The organism is Waltera sp. (assembly GCF_046969025.1).
Classification (GTDB): domain Bacteria; phylum Bacillota; class Clostridia; order Lachnospirales; family Lachnospiraceae; genus Acetatifactor; species Acetatifactor acetigignens.
This window is the reverse complement of record NZ_JBKVQF010000009.1, coordinates 48,586-65,227: the sequence shown is the minus strand read 5'-3', so window position 1 is coordinate 65,227 and position 16,642 is coordinate 48,586. Positions and strand designations below refer to the sequence as shown.

Sequence of the window (16,642 nt, the reverse complement as noted above, 5' to 3'; positions counted from 1 at the left end):
TCAGATACCTCCTTTCAGAAAACGATACCCTTTGGACCAGACGGTCTCGATGCGGTTCTCCAATTCGTAATTGCCTTCGAAACGTTTGCGGAGACGGCTGACATTGACCATAACGCTGCGTCTGTCACTTTCCCGGTAGACACCGAAGAGAGCCGTTCCCAGTTCCTCGAAGGTGATGTCCCGGTCCGGGTGTTCTGCAAGATACAGCAGGACTTCATATTCCCGGTTGGCGAGACACAGATCCTGTTCCCGGTAGAAGGCCTTGTGGGCTACCCTGTCGATGGAAAGATTTCCGATCGTCAGTACCAGATCGGAAGAAGCCTGCGCCAGTTGTCTGCGCCTGTGGATCAGGAGGTCCACCCGGGCTTTCAGCTCCCGGAGACTGTAGGGTTTGACCAGATAATCGTCCCCACCGCAGGTAAGTCCCCGGATCACATCTTCCTCGGAACTTCTGGCAGTGAGAAACAGGATCGGCACAGAGGAAAAAGAGCGGATGTAACGGCACACCCGGTAACCGTCGGCTTCGGGCAGCATAACATCCAGTAAGATACAATCCGGAAGATTCTTTCGAATGGATAAGACGCCTTCCCGGGGGGAGATGGCAGTATACACGGTGAATCCCGCACCGGTGAGATATTTCTGATTGATCGCCAGCACTTCGGCATCATCATCGATCAGCACAAGCTTGAACATAGTATTATCTTACCTCCTTTGCTGGTGCTATTTTAGCATGGGGGAAAAACGATTGTCACCAAAGGAAGGTCGACAGAGAGAGACAAAGGACAGCGGAAAACGACAGACCGGATGAAAAAGTGACACGAGAAGGGGGAGAAAAATGAATCGGTCAAATACGAGTGCAAATAAGGATATCGGACACATAGTAAAGGATATGCTGCGGCTTCTGGTGGCTTATGGAGTGGCTGTGTTATTTATGGGAAGAGCATGGAGCCTTCGGACACTTGGGGGTATGACAGGGCTGGCAGCGATATTCGTGCTGCTTTATGTATTGGGAAAGGAAGAGCAATATCTGTATAATGTGACCCTGTTCGGTTATCCGGACAGGATACAGCGGCGCAGAACAGGATCGTTTCTGGTGGCAACAGCGGCAACCGTGGTCCTGCTGCCATATATTACAGAGGATCAGAGGGGATATTTTCTGTTTCTGATCCTGGCGTACAGTCTGGAAAGCGTACCGTTGCTGAGACACGGCAGATGCTGCAGAGACATGGAAAGAAATCGCGGGGAAGTACCGCGTACCGCATTTGTGGGAAGAAGGGCGCAGTACAACAAGTTTCGGTATTTTTTGAAGAAGACCAGCATCCCCATGGAGCTTGTGGGGTATATTGCGGCATCGGCACAGGAACTGGCACAGATTTCAGAAGGAGATGCAGGAGAATATCTGGGAAGTCTGGAAGATCTGGAAATGCTGATCCGCCGGTACCATCTGGATCAGATCTATATTCTGCAAAAGCGCGAGGAACAGCTTTTTTCCATGCAGAAATATGTGGATCTGTGCATTGATATGGGGGTGACGGTACGGATGGTGGTGGATTTCTATAAGAGGCGCAGAGCCGACAGTTATGTAAGCTGTGTGGGAACCTATCCGGTCATCACCTACCATACGGTGACGTTGAATACCGGAGAACAGGTGATAAAACGGATCATGGATGTGGCAGGAGGCCTGGCAGGGATCGTTTTGTTTTCTCCGGTGATGTTATTGGCGGCGCTGGCCATTAAGCTGGATTCCCCCGGTCCTGTGATCTTCCGGCAGACCCGGGTCGGGAAAAACGGCAGGACATTTCAGATCTATAAATTCCGTAGCATGTATGTGGATGCGGAAGAGAGAAAGTCAGAGCTGCTTTCGCAAAATGAGATTGCCGGGGGCGTAATGTTCAAGATCCGGGAGGACCCCCGGATCACCCGGGTGGGCAGGATCCTGCGGAATTTAAGCATTGATGAGCTGCCACAGTTTTTTAATGTGTTGGGAGGTTCCATGAGTCTGGTGGGAACGAGACCGCCGACCCCGGACGAGGTGGAGAAATACGGCACAAGGCAGTGGCGGCGGATCAGTATCAAGCCGGGCTTGACGGGCATGTGGCAGGTGAACGGCAGGAGTCTGGTGACGGATTTCGAAAAGATCGTGGAGCTGGATGTGGAATATATTGATAACTGGTCACTGATGGAGGATATCCGGATTTTGTGCAAGACGGTGACAGTGTTGTTAAAGCATGCGGATGCGTATTAGAAAGAGAGGCAGAAGAGGTGGAATGAAGATGCATGGAACCCGGGTGAACTGGGTAGGAATGACCGGTGCCGTGGTATTGTTTGGATATGGATGGTGGAGAGAACCGTTGGCGGCGGTGCTGGGAGGGATGATCCTGCTTGCGGATCTGCTGGCCATGGAGGTGAGTGTAAGGAAAAGGGATGGGAAAAATGCTAAGAATACAATGTTTTGAAAAAAATGTAAAAAAATAGAAAAATAGTTCTGTTTTTCTGAACCTTTTTTCTGAGACGGAAAGTCTTAATAGATAAGACAGAATAAAAGGGGCGTTTTAACAGGCATCTCTGTAAGAAAGGAGCAAAAGGGGACATGGAAGAACGAAGACGGATCGACCGTGTGGGCTATCAGGCTAAGAGCGTTATCGTAGTATGTGATTCGGGAGAGAGCATTTTTGTCGAAACATGCAATGTCAGCCCACTGGGCATAGCTTTTACGATGCCGGCCGGATCTCCTGATCTTAAGGGGAAAGACATCATAATCGTAGCGGATACGATGATCATGTATGCGGATGTCACCAGGCAGGAAGCACTGGAAGACGGAAGCTTCAAAGTAGCTATTTCGGCGAAAAAATTCACGCCGGAAGTGCTGCAGTATTTATTCGAACATATTGTTGAAAAATAGAATGGAGAGGAAAAATCATATGAGAAAAAACAGTAAGAACGAAAAAGTGATTCGTGCTATGGCGATCGGCATTTCCGCAATGCTGATGGCATCTTCACCGTTGACTGCACTGGCAGCAGAAGGAGAGGGGAATTCTTCCGAAGGAAACGAGGATAAGAACATTACAGTGACACCGGAAGCCGGTGTATGCGATCAGGCGGAAGCAGCCGCAAAAGATGCTGACAAGGCTGTAGAGGGCGCCGAAAAGAGTGCCGCAGATGTGAAGTCTGAAGTGGCTGACCAGGTAGTGGCAGGGGAAGCTAAGGATACGCAGGGCAAGGATCTGTCTCAGGCTGTTCTGGATGCCAATGCCAAAGTAGAGGATAAGACTGTTGAAGGCGGTTCATCCCTGAAGGACGCAGAGTCTGCCGTAGAGAATGCAGATACTGCACTGGGGGTTGCGGAAGCCAAAGACAAGCTGTCCGATGCAGAACTGGATAAGGCAGCTGATGCTGCGGCAAATGCAGGACAGACTGCGGCAGAAGCAAAGGATGCCATGCAGGTTTCCCAGGATAAGGTAAATGGACAGATCGAGAATATCAAGGATGCTGCTTCTATCACCGATGCCAATGCTGCCTATGAAGAAGTAAAGACTACCGTGGATCAGGCACAGGCAGATTTTGACGCAAAGCTCGGGGAGTACAATACCGCCAAGGCAGCTTATGAAGAAGCCGCAAAGAAACTGGCGGATTATGAAAAGGCATATGAGGATGCGGTAAACAGTGCAGATGCCAATGCAGATGCCGCAGCTACTGAGTTGAAAGCAGCGCAGGAAAATGCAGAAGCACTGGCAAAGGCTCTGGAAGCTGCCAAGAGCGCAGTGGATACCTCCGCAGCAGGTGCCATGGATATTGCAGATAAGGAAGCTCTGACACAGGGAGATCAGGGACTTAACTGGAAAAATGAGGATAAGCTTTTCATTTCCATTATGCAGAATTATTATTTGCCCGAGGTACTGAACATTAAGGGTGATACCACTGTTGTTCGTAAACAGGGCAAAGACAACAATACGATGAATTACTTCGAAGTAACCTACACGGATGAAAACGGAGTAACGCAGCATAAATACTACAACTTCCTGATGGATGACAAAGATGCAAAGGGTGACCAGAAGGATCAGGATAATATCGTGATCTTCGAGAAGAGACTTGAAGAGATCAACTGGGAAAAGGAACAGGAGACCAATCCGGATCAGTATGTGAAGGGAAACGGGGATACTATCACTGTTTCCGATGTGAAAAAAGGTCTGGAAGACGGAACCATTATTGCAGTAGATGGAAAGAAAGTGATCAAGAACGACGGAACCGAGAGTAGTATTTCTGACAATAATCAGAAGACCGAAACCGGTGAGGTCGATACGATTGTGGATAAGGATAAGCAGGATGAATCCTGGAAACTGGATGAAAACGGAAAGCTGATCAAGACAGTGACCGCTGATGTGACCACCATCACCTATACCAATGCAAAATTCACTTCTACCGAACAGTACCAGACAGAGGCAGAGAGAGATGCTGCAGCTGCTGAAAAGGAAAAGGAATTGGAAAATGCCAATAACGGTAAGGAAGCAACCGTTACAGGAACAGAAAAAACGGATTATACTTATACCGGTAATGGAACCTACATTCCTACCTTTACGAAGACTGTGAATGTGAAGGATGAAGAGGTTGAATGGAAGCATACAGATAAAAAGACGGATTATGGTGTAAGAACAGAGGAAGAAGCAGTAGCAAAGGTTACGAAAGAGCAGGAGAAGGCGTTAAGCAATAAGATTAACGATGATGACGACTTATACCTGATCGGTGTAAGCAGTGATCTTAAGGTAACCGGCCATACAGAAGATCACTGGTATGATGATTCCGACTTCCTCGTATCCGGCACTGTATCCGCAACCTACGCAAAGGTTACCAAGAAAACTGTCGATCAGAGTACCTTCGGTTCTCTTTGGAATGATATCAAAGCCCTGCTTGGTAAGGGAGAAGCTACGAACAAGAAGCTGGAAGATGCAGCCAGAAAGGCAGTCGAGGCAGACGGTGGTATTTTTGTAAGTGCCAACTGGGATGACTGGAAGTTCGGCAAGGCAACCATCCGCTATGTGGCAGGTGTCAGCGTTAAGACCGATGAGAAGACCTCTGCTGAGGAGGCACAGAATGCGGTACAGGATGCAGCACTGGCACAGGCAAAAGCAAGTGGCGCAACCGGTGTGTACAATGTGAAGACTACAGATACCGATACCATTGCTCATACCAGCTATTCCTATGAGATTGATTATCTGGAGAAAACCGGAGAGACCACAACCAATACTGCTGTCAGAACTGAGACTTATGCAAATGCAGAGGTGCTGACCGGTCAGATCATCCAGAACCTGAATTACATTCAGGGCAACATTAAGCTCACCCAAAAGGATGAAGCATATCGTAAATTCGTAGATGATGCCAAGGCTCTGACCGAAAAGTATCAGAAACTGTTAAATGATGCACAGGACGCACAGAAAGATGTGGTAGCAGCACAGGGCAAGGTAGAAGAGCTGAAGGCAGAGATCGAAGCTCTGAAGAGTAACAGAACCAGTAACCTTGGAGCTCTGAAGGAACTGGAAGGAAAGCTGGCCGTGGCTGAACAGAACAAAAAGGATGCAGAAGATACTCTGAAGGAGATTCTGGGCAGCCTGGATGAGGCAGGCGGAGAGCTGGATAAGGTGATCGAGCGTCTGACTCCTGCACCTACACCCGGAACACCTGCAGGTGGAGAAGGTGAGACCGGAGATGCCGGTGATACAGAGGAAGGCGGCGCCGGAGAGGCAGCAACAGTTGTTACACCTGTTGCACTGGCAGCAGCACCCGCAGCACAGGCAACCGTAGTTGCACAGAACCAGGCAGCAGCACCCGTTGTACAGATCGCTGACGAAGCAGCACCTCTTGCAGAAGCAGCTCCTGCAAATACACAGGAAACCGTTCAGGCAGGTTCCGATAAGGAAGAGACCAAGGAAGCCGTAAATATCGAAGAAGAGACTGTTCCCCTGGCAGATGTAGCTGTGGAAAGCGAACAGGCAAAGATGTCCTGGTGGTGGTGGCTGATCATTCTGATCCTCGGTGCAACCGGATATGAAATGTACAAGAAGCACAATGAGAAGAAGCTGAAGGCTCAGGCAGAAAATGCAGGAGATATCGAAGAATAAAAGATAACAAAAACGACATCCATCGGGATTTTCCCGGTGGATGTCGTTTTTTAGACCTTGGAAAGCGGATTACTCGAAGAGCTCTTCAACTTTTTCCAGATCACCGTCTCCGGTCAGAAGAAGAGTCACTGTGGCCTGGGCACTGCTGATATCGGTTGTCCCCTCAACGCATAATTCACCGTCAGTATTGTAGAGAGCCCATTGGAACTCATTGACAGAGGAGGGCCAGTCTGCTTCCATAGAGATCGATTCCTGATCCGACAGGGAATCCAGATTTACCTGTTCCCCGGTCACGGGATCAATGACCGCTACCATACCGACTTCGATGCCACACATATTGACTACTGACAGAGTGAGTGCCCTGGTATCCTCCGAAGTGGATTCTATGGCAGACGAATCGGAATCCGGGGAAACATCGGCAGGCTGGGCGGCAACAGTCTCAGACGGGGAGGTGGAAGCAGTCGTGGCGGAGGATGTATCCTCTCCGTCAGAATTCTGACTGCATCCTCCGAATAACAGACAACAGGACAATATACTTACAGCAAAAATATGTCGTATGAAACTTTTTTTCATAATAATCTCCATTCTGCAGACGATTCCTTCCGTCGGAGAAATCGCGAATCAAATTTCAAATTTGATTCTGCGATAAGGGCTGCTTTGTGACGCCTGCAGCACAAATAGCCGTGTGAAAATCTATATCACCATTATATCGGATTTCCCATAAAAAGTAAATTTATGCGATAAAAATTTCCGGAAGCAGACCGGTAGGAATTCCTGAAAAAAATATCGAAAAATGTGAGCCGTTTTTCATGGATAAGTAGTCTTTATAGATAGAGACTAAGAAATAACGGAGGCGGTCGAGATGAGCGGCATGCTATATTCCATACCTGTGATTTTGACAGGTTATCGAATCGTACAAATTGAAGATGAAGCGACACCGCTTGCACAGGCAGCAAAGAGTGGATATTACGGTGACACAGTAGCCGGAATGCTGGGCATTGGTGTTTTATTACTCTTGGTGATTTATTTTATATTATGCAGAAAATACCAGAAAAGAATCATAGAATTGCAGGAAAATGCACATCCCGGCTGGAACTGGTGGAAACTTAGAAAGCAGGTAACCGAACTGGAGGATAAAAAGGCAGAAGGAATTGTCGAGGATATCCGGCGGGCAGCGCAAAGCTATATGACTGTTTAAATTTAATCAGAAAGATCCGGGGATCATCCCCGGATTTTTTACACCAGATTTATAAAAGTGAAGTATTTCGTTGCTGATGTCTGCCGGGAATGTTATAATCATGTATGTGGCCGGTTCAGAGACCTGCGCCACAAGCATAGGAAAGAAAAGGAAGGCAATCTATGAAAGTCTTGGTAACAGGCGTAAAAGGCCAGTTGGGATATGATGTGGTAAATGAGTTGACAAAGCGTGGCATTGAGGCTGTCGGCGTGGATATTCAGGAGATGGATATCACAGATGCGGCCAGCGTGGAAAAGGTGATCGGAGAGGCAGCACCGGACGCTGTGGTACACTGTGCAGCCTATACCGCAGTGGATGCAGCGGAGGACAACGTGGAAATCTGCCGTAAGGTCAATGCGGACGGCACACAGAACATTGCGAATGTCTGCAAGAAGCTGGACTGCAAGATGGTCTATATCAGTACCGATTATGTGTTTGACGGCGAGGGCACCAGACCCTGGGAGCCGGAGGACGAGCGTCATCCGCTGAATGTATATGGACAGACTAAATACGAAGGAGAACTGGCAGTACAGAATACACTGGAGAAATATTTTATCGTAAGAATCTCCTGGGTATTCGGAGTCAACGGCAAGAACTTCATCAAGACCATGCTGAATCTGGGCAAGACCCATGATCATCTCACAGTGGTGAATGACCAGTTCGGATCTCCTACCTATACTTATGATCTGGCAAGACTTCTGGTGGATATGGTCCTGACGGATAAATACGGTATCTATCATGCTACCAACGAAGGTATCTGTAACTGGTATGAATTTGCCTGCGAGATATTCCGCCAGGCTGGCATGAAAGTGGATGTGGCTCCTGTACCGGCTTCCGAGTATCCGACGAAAGCCAAGCGACCGGAGAACAGCCGCATGAGCAAAGCCAAGCTGACAGAGAACGGATTCGTAAGGCTTCCTTCCTGGAAGGATGCGTTAGAGAGATATCTGAAAGAAATCCTGTAAACAGACTTTGTGTAAGCAGGAAAATAACGGGAAATACTTCAGGGAGCGGTATCGGAAACGGTACGGCTCCCATTTTGGCGAATGTACATCATCGAGCTTTTAAGCGAGATGGTGTACAAAGTATACAAATCGAGTAGGAGCCAGCCTGCTCGACTTATAATATATGAAAAAGTCATGAAAAACCCTGTAAATTTCACGAAAAACCTGTTGACAACGGAAGTCGGAACAAGTATACTGTTAAAGCGTGCCAGAAAAGGTGCGTCTATTATACTATTAAGAAAGAGGTGAAACAGAATGCCAACATTTAACCAGTTAGTAAGAAAAGGACGTCAGACTTCTGTTAAGAAGTCTACTGCACCTGCTCTCCAGAAGGGTTACAACTCTCTTCACAAGAAAGCAACAGACGTTTCTGCTCCCCAGAAGCGTGGTGTATGTACCGCTGTTAAGACAGCAACTCCTAAAAAGCCTAACTCTGCTCTTAGAAAGATCGCCAGAGTACGTCTTTCCAACGGAATCGAAGTTACCAGCTACATTCCCGGTGAAGGTCACAATCTGCAGGAGCACAGCGTTGTTTTGATCCGTGGTGGTCGTGTTAAGGACCTGCCCGGTACCAGATACCACATCATCCGTGGTACCCTTGATACTGCCGGTGTCGCTAACAGAAAACAGGCTCGTTCCAAGTACGGCGCTAAGAGACCTAAGGATGCTAAGAAATAAGTAGTATCCGGGGCGTTTTGAACGTCGGACCGAGAGGCCGATGAAAATCCGCAAGGATTTTTGGAGATGTCAGTGAGACATCTTTGTACCACAAAAACGAAACTAAGAAAAGTGTTGGAATTCTGTGATACAGATATAACAGCGCGAACACTTGGGGAAACACATGTGAGTACCGATGATTTAACGTAACTAGTGAGAAGGCAAGACCGACATGAAAAGAGAGCGTAAGCTTGCTTACGAGCGAACTTTTTATGGAGGGATTGGTCGGCGAACAGCCGACATCGAGGCATCTTTGATGCCGAGATAACGTAATCTCACGAGAACAATTTGTTAAGGAGGGAAGAACCGTGCCACGTAAAGGACATATTCAGAAAAGAGATGTATTAGCAGATCCTTTATACAACAACAAAGTGGTTACCAAGCTTGTCAACAACATCATGCTGGATGGCAAGAAGGGTGTAGCCCAGAAGATCGTATACGGAGCATTTGCTAAGGTTGAAGAGAAGAGCGGCAAGCCTGCTCTGGAAGTATTCGAAGAGGCTATGAACAACATCATGCCTGTTCTGGAAGTAAAAGCAAGACGTATCGGTGGTGCTACCTATCAGGTACCTATCGAGGTCAGACCTGAGAGACGTCAGGCTCTGGGCCTTCGTTGGTTGACCATGTTCTCTCGTAAGAGAAGTGAGAAGACCATGGAAGACAGACTTGCTAACGAAATTCTTGACGCAGCCAACAATACCGGATCTGCAGTTAAGAGAAAAGAAGACATGCACAAGATGGCAGAGGCAAACAAGGCTTTTGCTCATTACAGATTCTAGTAGGAGGGAAAAATCTTGGCTGGAAGAGAATATCCATTAGAGAGAACCAGAAATATTGGTATTATGGCTCATATCGATGCGGGTAAGACCACACTGACCGAGCGTATCCTGTATTACACTGGTGTTAACTACAAGATTGGTGATACTCACGAAGGTACTGCTACCATGGACTGGATGGAGCAGGAACAGGAGAGAGGTATTACCATCACCTCTGCTGCTACTACCTGTCACTGGACTCTTGAAAAAGAGACCAAACCCATGCCCGGAGCTCTGGAGCATCGTATCAACATCATTGATACCCCGGGTCACGTAGACTTCACCGTTGAGGTTGAGCGTTCCCTTCGTGTACTGGATGGCGCTGTCGGCGTCTTCTGTGCAAAGGGTGGTGTAGAGCCTCAGTCCGAGAACGTATGGCGTCAGGCTGACACCTATAACGTACCTCGTATGGCGTTCATCAACAAGATGGACATCCTGGGTGCTAACTTCTACGGCGCAGTAGAGCAGATCAAGACCAGACTTGGTAAAAATGCTATCGTTCTTCAGCTGCCTATCGGCAAAGAAGACGATTTCAAGGGAATCATCGATCTGTTCGAGATGAAAGCTTACATCTACAATGACGATAAAGGTGATAACATCACTGTTACCGATGATCTTGGCGATATGAAGGATGATGCAGAACTGTATCGTTCCGAGCTGATCGAGAAGATCTGTGAGCTGGATGACGATCTGATGATGATGTACCTGGAAGGTGAAGAGCCTTCTGTAGAAGAGATGAAGAAGGTACTGCGTAAGGCAACCTGCGAGTGTACAGCAATTCCTGTATGCTGCGGTTCCGCATATCGTAACAAGGGCGTTCAGAAGCTTCTGGATGCAATCGTTGAGTATATGCCCGCTCCTACCGACATTCCTCCCATCAAGGGTACCGATCTGGATGGCAACGAAGTTGTAAGACATTCTTCCGATGAAGAGCCTTTTGCAGCTCTGGCATTCAAGATCATGGCTGACCCGTTCGTAGGTAAGCTTGCATTCTTCCGTGTATATTCCGGTACCATGAATGCTGGTTCCTATATTTTAAATGCTACTAAGGATAAGAAGGAGCGTGTTGGACGTATCCTGCAGATGCATGCTAACAAGCGTGCAGAGCTGGATAAGGTTTACTCCGGTGATATCGCAGCAGCAGTTGGTTTCAAGTTCACCACTACCGGTGATACCATCTGTGATGAGCAGCACCCTGTAATCCTGGAGTCCATGGAGTTCCCTGAGCCCGTTATCGAGCTGGCTATCGAGCCTAAGACCAAAGCTGGTCAGGGCAAGATGGGTGAAGCTCTTGCAAAACTGGCAGAAGAAGATCCTACCTTCCGTGCTCATACCAATCAGGAGACCGGTCAGACCATCATTGCTGGTATGGGTGAGTTGCATCTGGAGATCATCGTTGACCGTCTGCTTCGTGAGTTCCATGTAGAAGCTAACGTAGGTGCTCCTCAGGTTGCTTATAAGGAAGCGTTCACCAAGGCTGTTGAAGTTGATTCCAAGTACGCTAAGCAGTCCGGTGGTCGTGGACAGTACGGACATTGTAAAGTTAAGTTTGAGCCCCTGGAGGCTAACTGTGAGAAGTTCGACTTCGATCCGAAGGCAAACATTCTGATCAACGATCCTCCTACCCTGTTATTCGAATCTACTGTTGTCGGTGGTGCTATTCCTAAGGAATACATCCCTGCAGTAGGTGAAGGTATCCAGGAAGCAGCTCAGGCTGGTATTTTGGGTGGATTCCCTGTACTGGGTGTTCATGCGAACGTATATGATGGATCCTATCATGAGGTCGATTCCTCCGAGATGGCATTCCACATTGCAGGTTCCATGGCATTTAAGGAAGCAATGCAGAAGGCAGCTCCTGTACTGCTTGAGCCGATCATGAAGGTTGAGGTTACCATGCCTGAGGAATACATGGGCGATGTAATCGGTGACCTGAACTCCCGTCGTGGTCGTGTAGAAGGTATGGAAGACATCGGCGGTGGTAAGATGGTTAAGGCCTTCGTTCCCCTTGCTGAGATGTTCGGTTACTCCACAGACCTGCGTTCCAAGACCCAGGGTCGTGGTAACTACTCCATGTTCTTCGATAAGTACGAGCCCGTTCCTAAGAACGTTCAGGAAAAGGTTCTTGCTGCAAAGGCGAAATAAGCGCTAAATCAATAAAAATAACTTGAAAAACCTCTGATTATTTAATATAATCAGAGGTAGCGAGTTAAAAAAATAAAACTACGAAACTGTTTAATTATTTTAAGGAGGACTTAAATAATGGCTAAAGCTAAATTTGACAGAACAAAGCCCCATTGTAACATTGGTACCATCGGTCACGTTGACCATGGTAAAACTACTCTGACCGCTGCAATCTCCAAGGTTCTTTCTGAGAGAGTACCTGGTAACGAGAAGGTTGACTTCGATAACATCGATAAGGCTCCCGAAGAGAGAGAGCGTGGTATCACCATTTCTACCGCTCACATCGAGTACCAGACCGAGAAGAGACACTATGCACACGTTGACTGCCCGGGCCATGCTGACTACGTTAAGAACATGATCACCGGTGCTGCACAGATGGATGGTGCTATCCTCGTTGTAGCTGCTACTGATGGTGTTATGGCTCAGACCAAGGAGCACATCCTTCTGTCCCGTCAGGTAGGCGTTCCTTACATCATCGTATTCCTGAACAAGTGTGATATGGTTGACGATCCCGAGCTGATCGAGCTGGTTGAGATGGAAGTAACCGAGCAGCTGGAAGAGTACGACTTCAATGACTGCCCTATCATCAAGGGTTCCGCTCTGAAGGCTCTGGAAGATCCCAGCAGCGAGTGGGGCGACAAGATCATGGAACTGATGGATACTGTAGATTCTTATATCCCTGATCCTCAGCGTGATACTGATAAGCCTTTCCTGATGCCCGTCGAGGACGTATTCACCATTACCGGTCGTGGTACCGTTGCTACCGGTCGTGTAGAGCGTGGTGTTCTGCATCTGAATGATGAAGTTGAAATCGTTGGTATCAAAGAAGAGACCAAGAAGACTGTTGTAACCGGTATCGAAATGTTCCGTAAGATGCTGGATGAGGCACAGGCTGGTGATAACATCGGTGCTCTGCTTCGTGGTATCCAGAGAACTGAAATCGAAAGAGGACAGGTTCTGGCTAAGCCCGGTACTGTTACCTGCCACAGAAAGTTTACCGCTCAGGTTTACGTTCTGACCAAGGATGAAGGTGGACGTCATACTCCTTTCTTCAACAACTATCGTCCTCAGTTCTACTTCAGAACCACCGACGTTACCGGCGTTTGCGAACTGCCCGCTGGTGTTGAGATGTGCATGCCTGGTGATAACGTAGAAATGACCATCGAACTGATCCATCCTATCGCTATGGAGCAGGGTCTTACCTTCGCTATCCGTGAAGGTGGTAGAACCGTAGGTTCTGGCCGTGTAGCTACCATCATTGAGTAATTTCGAGTGATTGTTCACAAAACTAGTATTTAAAAGGCTTCCGAGGTTTTCCTCGGGAGCCTTTTTACGTCTGTGTAACAGTGAAAGTGTAGTCAGCGGTGCCAAAACAGTGCCAAAAACTACGCAAGTAAATTTTAAAGTAAATACTACAACTGTAATGGAATAGACCATATGTTCCGACTGTTCAAAAATGCAACGGAGATGTAAAATAACAATATCATATTTTACGGAGGTGTATTATGGGGTCTTCTGGTAATGGAATGTTTGGAACGTATCGTGGTGGTGGAGCAGGTTCAATTGTTAGAGGAGGAAATAATGGAGGCGATGAATGTCCATTAGCTATTGAAAATATTCTATTGGAGGATGTGGCTATATCAGAATATTTTCAGAATCATAAAGATGTGCCTTCCACTGGACAAGCAGTTGAATTATCAATGCAGTTAGTTAACAAGAGATTGGCTGTTGTTTTGTCCAGTACTCAAGAGGTTATTGGAAATCTGCCAGTATCTTATAACTATTTGAATTTGTGTATAAAAAAGGGAAAAAGATATTCAGGAGAAATTAAGTCGTCTGGATTATCACCTGTTCCTTTTATTGTGGTAAATTTGTATGCATAACAGAAAAATATTGATAATTGGAGAGGTATATGTAGACCAGCATCTTGATATTATAGAGAATGGATACAGTACATCAAGACTTGGCGGGATTTTTCATGCCGCAAGAAGTTGTGATGCGCTGAATATAGAATATGCATTGGCATATTATGCACCAGATTATCTTGTAAAGGATGTTGAAAAGTTTGGGATTGATGTGTTAAGAGCAAGTAGTATATTTCGTTTAGGTAAAGTGGATAAGGCACCCAACGTAATGTTAATTGGTCAGTCGGATGAGAGTGGTAATCAGCTATATGAGAACATATTAGGTAGGCAAGCAGAATATGTCAGCATGTTACCATTTATGCAGGTATTAGACGATTTCGATCCGACAGATATAATTATCTTTCCGGGAAGGTATGGGAATGCAGGAATTTTAAGTAACCTTTCAAATTATGAAGGAAAAATTCATATAGATATGAATTATGACTGTGATGATATTTTGGATTTAGATACAATAAAAATTCAGACTGTATTCTTATCGACATCATCCACCTCATTTGAAGAGTTTTTTAAAGAAATTAGTTATGATAATTTAATAAAATATTTTGACAAAAAGAATGTCAGTCAGTTATTAATAAAGGAAAATAGAGGTGGTTCATGGCTTTATGATTTCAAGGAAAAAACAAGTTATGAGGCACCTGCTCATATCGGAGAGATTATTCATTCTGTGGGAGTAGGAGATGTATATGATATAGCATTTATGTCTGAAATGGTTGGAACTAATATTGCAGGTAATATGGCATTTGCAGCGTGGATGTCAAGTTTATATGCACAAACAATTCAACAAGAAAAATTTAAAGAAAATGTAGAGCTCATTGTTCAGAATATTGAAGATTTTGTTGAAATGGAAGGAATAAGAGTTCCATGGAATGAAAGAGTAAACTATCCAATTTATATGGCAGCTCCAGATTTTGATTATGTAGATACAGAGAAATTGGATATTTTAGAGGATTCTCTTTTATATCATAATTTTAAACCTCGGAGACCAATCCAAGAAAATGGACAAGTGAATAAAGAGATGGACATGAATGAAGAACGTGCTATATTTGCTAAAGATATGGAATTGTTATCGGAATGCAAGATAATGATAGCAACATTACTCTACAACGACCAAGGAACGTTGGTAGAAATCGGGAATTATCAAGCAAATGGAAAACCAATAATACTTTATGATCCGTATCTCAAACTGGATAATATGTTTTTAAAGAATTCATGTACATATTATTGCAAGACGAAGAGTCAAGTAATTGATGCAGTATTTACTGTGGTTAGTAGGATGGTGAAAAATGGAGAATAATTTTGATTGTCTTTTGCTTGCTTCTGGTGGAATGGATTCTACCGTTTTGGCATATAAGCTTGCTAAAGAAAATAAAAATGTAGTAATTTTATTTATTGATTACGGTCAACACTGTAAGGATAAGGAATATCAAACACTTTTACAAGTACTTCCTGAAGAATATGTAGATAATGTGCGTGTTATAAAAATTGGTGATGTTTATAAGGAATCAAATTCGAGAATGATAATAGAAGCCAATTTGTGGGAAGATAATGTTGTGGCAGAGGATATGTATCTCCCGTATAGAAATATTTTGTTTATTTCATTGGCATCTGCATATGCGCAATCTATGGGAATAAAAGATGTGTATACCGCATTTATTAATAGCAACCATGCAAAAGAGATAGATTGTTCTATGGAATTTTTTACAAAATTGGAAAGTTTGTTATATGAATATGGCTCTATTAGGATTAATATGCCATTTCGTGAAATGACAAAAACAGAGGTGGCAAAGTTAGGATTAGAACTAAATGCTCCTATTGAGATAACGTATTCATGTCAGGTAAATTCAGATATGCCATGTGGAGCGTGTCCAAACTGTGTTGATCGCATTAATGCGATAAATAATATACTAGAGGAAAAGATTAATGGATAATATAGATAACTCAGTTCAAAAGGTTATAGACCTTTTGGAAAGAATTCCCCATAATTATGCTGAAATTACACAAAGAACACCATATTATAATATGGCAGCAACATTGACAGATTCAGTATTGCAAGCAGGAATGAATTACAAAAGTGTGGTGTATCCAAGAGTTTATAATATTCTGAGCAAATATTCGGATTATAGGACAACATGTGATTTTATAATACTATTTCAGACAATACCAATTGAGGAAATAATACAATGGAAAAATAAAAGAAAGCAAAACACAATCTGTAATTTGGCTTTGTATTTGTATAATTGTAATATAAATACAGAAGATGATTTGGCGGAGTGGATTTTGGATGATGGGAATGCGGAGAGCTTATTAGAAATTAATGGAGTAGGAAGAAAGACTATTGATTATATGAAATTACTATCTGGTCAGCAAGCGATTCCGATTGACAGGCATATGTTTCAATTTCTTGAAATAGCAGGTGTTTTGACAGCCGATTATAAGGAAGCAAGTAGAATATTGCGAAAGACTGCATCTGTATTAGAAGTGGGTGAAAGTGTGTTAGATAAAACTATATGGAATTATATGTCACAAAAAAAGTCAGATGGACAGATGTCGATTTTTGATATATTCGGAGATATTATGGTATAATATTTCGGAAAGCTTAAATTACCAAACAGAAAGCATGAGATTGACCTTGAAAATTATGAATAGACGT

16 protein-coding genes are annotated in these 16,642 nt (G+C 45.0%); 14 read left to right on the top strand and 2 right to left on the bottom strand.

The features are described from left to right. Positions 1–693: a response regulator transcription factor gene (locus ACLTOH_RS06645; protein ID WP_412223693.1), complete on the bottom strand. Its 693-nt coding sequence runs from the start codon at positions 691–693 to the stop codon at positions 1–3. A 142-nt stretch (positions 694–835) separates the two neighbouring features. Between ACLTOH_RS06645 and ACLTOH_RS06640 the strand changes: the two genes are divergently transcribed. From ACLTOH_RS06640 to ACLTOH_RS06625, 4 genes are all read left to right on the top strand, one after another. Further along, positions 836–2,245: a sugar transferase gene (locus tag ACLTOH_RS06640; RefSeq protein ID WP_022312388.1), complete on the top strand. Its 1,410-nt coding sequence runs from the start codon at positions 836–838 to the stop codon at positions 2,243–2,245. A 22-nt stretch (positions 2,246–2,267) separates the two neighbouring features. Next, complete coding sequence (locus ACLTOH_RS06635) at positions 2,268–2,456, top strand: hypothetical protein (RefSeq protein WP_118503888.1); 189 nt, start codon at positions 2,268–2,270, stop codon at positions 2,454–2,456. A gap of 134 nt (positions 2,457–2,590) precedes the next feature. Beyond that, the gene (locus ACLTOH_RS06630) at positions 2,591–2,902 is read left to right on the top strand and encodes a hypothetical protein (protein ID WP_117465572.1); all 312 of its coding nucleotides are present in this window, start codon (positions 2,591–2,593) and stop codon (positions 2,900–2,902) included. A gap of 19 nt (positions 2,903–2,921) precedes the next feature. Continuing rightward, positions 2,922–6,113, top strand: coding sequence for a hypothetical protein (locus tag ACLTOH_RS06625; protein WP_412223691.1), 3,192 nt, complete (start codon positions 2,922–2,924; stop codon positions 6,111–6,113). Positions 6,114–6,182: 69 nt separating this feature from the next. Here the strand turns inward: ACLTOH_RS06625 and ACLTOH_RS06620 are convergent, their stop codons facing one another. Beyond that, positions 6,183–6,686: a hypothetical protein gene (locus ACLTOH_RS06620; RefSeq protein WP_412223690.1), complete on the bottom strand. Its 504-nt coding sequence runs from the start codon at positions 6,684–6,686 to the stop codon at positions 6,183–6,185. A gap of 289 nt (positions 6,687–6,975) precedes the next feature. Here ACLTOH_RS06620 and ACLTOH_RS06615 point away from each other — a divergent pair, with 289 nt between their 5' ends. The 10 genes from ACLTOH_RS06615 to ACLTOH_RS06570 all read left to right on the top strand — a co-directional run bounded on the left by ACLTOH_RS06615 (position 6,976) and on the right by ACLTOH_RS06570 (position 16,575). Beyond that, a complete protein-coding gene (locus ACLTOH_RS06615; RefSeq protein ID WP_117465569.1) occupies positions 6,976–7,311 on the top strand; it encodes a hypothetical protein in 336 nt (111 codons plus the stop codon). A 161-nt stretch (positions 7,312–7,472) separates the two neighbouring features. Next, positions 7,473–8,315 carry a dTDP-4-dehydrorhamnose reductase gene (gene rfbD / locus ACLTOH_RS06610; RefSeq protein WP_412223688.1) on the top strand — a complete coding sequence of 281 codons (843 nt, stop codon included), beginning with the start codon at positions 7,473–7,475 and terminating at the stop codon, positions 8,313–8,315. Between the two features lie 294 nt (positions 8,316–8,609). After that, positions 8,610–9,032 (top strand): 30S ribosomal protein S12, encoded by a 423-nt coding sequence (gene rpsL / locus ACLTOH_RS06605; protein ID WP_022153693.1) that lies wholly within the window; start codon positions 8,610–8,612, stop codon positions 9,030–9,032. Positions 9,033–9,379: 347 nt separating this feature from the next. Then, entirely contained in the window at positions 9,380–9,850 is a 471-nt protein-coding gene (gene rpsG / locus ACLTOH_RS06600) for a 30S ribosomal protein S7 (protein WP_118545676.1), read from the top strand. Between the two features lie 15 nt (positions 9,851–9,865). Further along, positions 9,866–12,028, top strand: coding sequence for an elongation factor G (gene fusA, locus ACLTOH_RS06595; RefSeq protein ID WP_337413102.1), 2,163 nt, complete (start codon positions 9,866–9,868; stop codon positions 12,026–12,028). A 117-nt stretch (positions 12,029–12,145) separates the two neighbouring features. After that, on the top strand, positions 12,146–13,333 hold the full coding sequence (gene tuf, locus ACLTOH_RS06590; protein ID WP_117465564.1) for an elongation factor Tu: 1,188 nt from the start codon (positions 12,146–12,148) through the stop codon (positions 13,331–13,333). A 239-nt stretch (positions 13,334–13,572) separates the two neighbouring features. Beyond that, entirely contained in the window at positions 13,573–13,950 is a 378-nt protein-coding gene (locus ACLTOH_RS06585) for a hypothetical protein (protein WP_118669247.1), read from the top strand. After that, complete coding sequence (locus ACLTOH_RS06580) at positions 13,943–15,286, top strand: nucleoside 2-deoxyribosyltransferase (RefSeq protein WP_118097650.1); 1,344 nt, start codon at positions 13,943–13,945, stop codon at positions 15,284–15,286. Before ACLTOH_RS06585 ends, ACLTOH_RS06580 begins: the two co-directional genes overlap by 8 nt. Further along, complete coding sequence (locus tag ACLTOH_RS06575; protein ID WP_118097651.1) at positions 15,276–15,920, top strand: 7-cyano-7-deazaguanine synthase; 645 nt, start codon at positions 15,276–15,278, stop codon at positions 15,918–15,920. Before ACLTOH_RS06580 ends, ACLTOH_RS06575 begins: the two co-directional genes overlap by 11 nt. Then, positions 15,913–16,575: a hypothetical protein gene (locus tag ACLTOH_RS06570; protein WP_118097652.1), complete on the top strand. Its 663-nt coding sequence runs from the start codon at positions 15,913–15,915 to the stop codon at positions 16,573–16,575. Before ACLTOH_RS06575 ends, ACLTOH_RS06570 begins: the two co-directional genes overlap by 8 nt. Positions 16,576–16,642 lie beyond the last annotated feature (67 nt).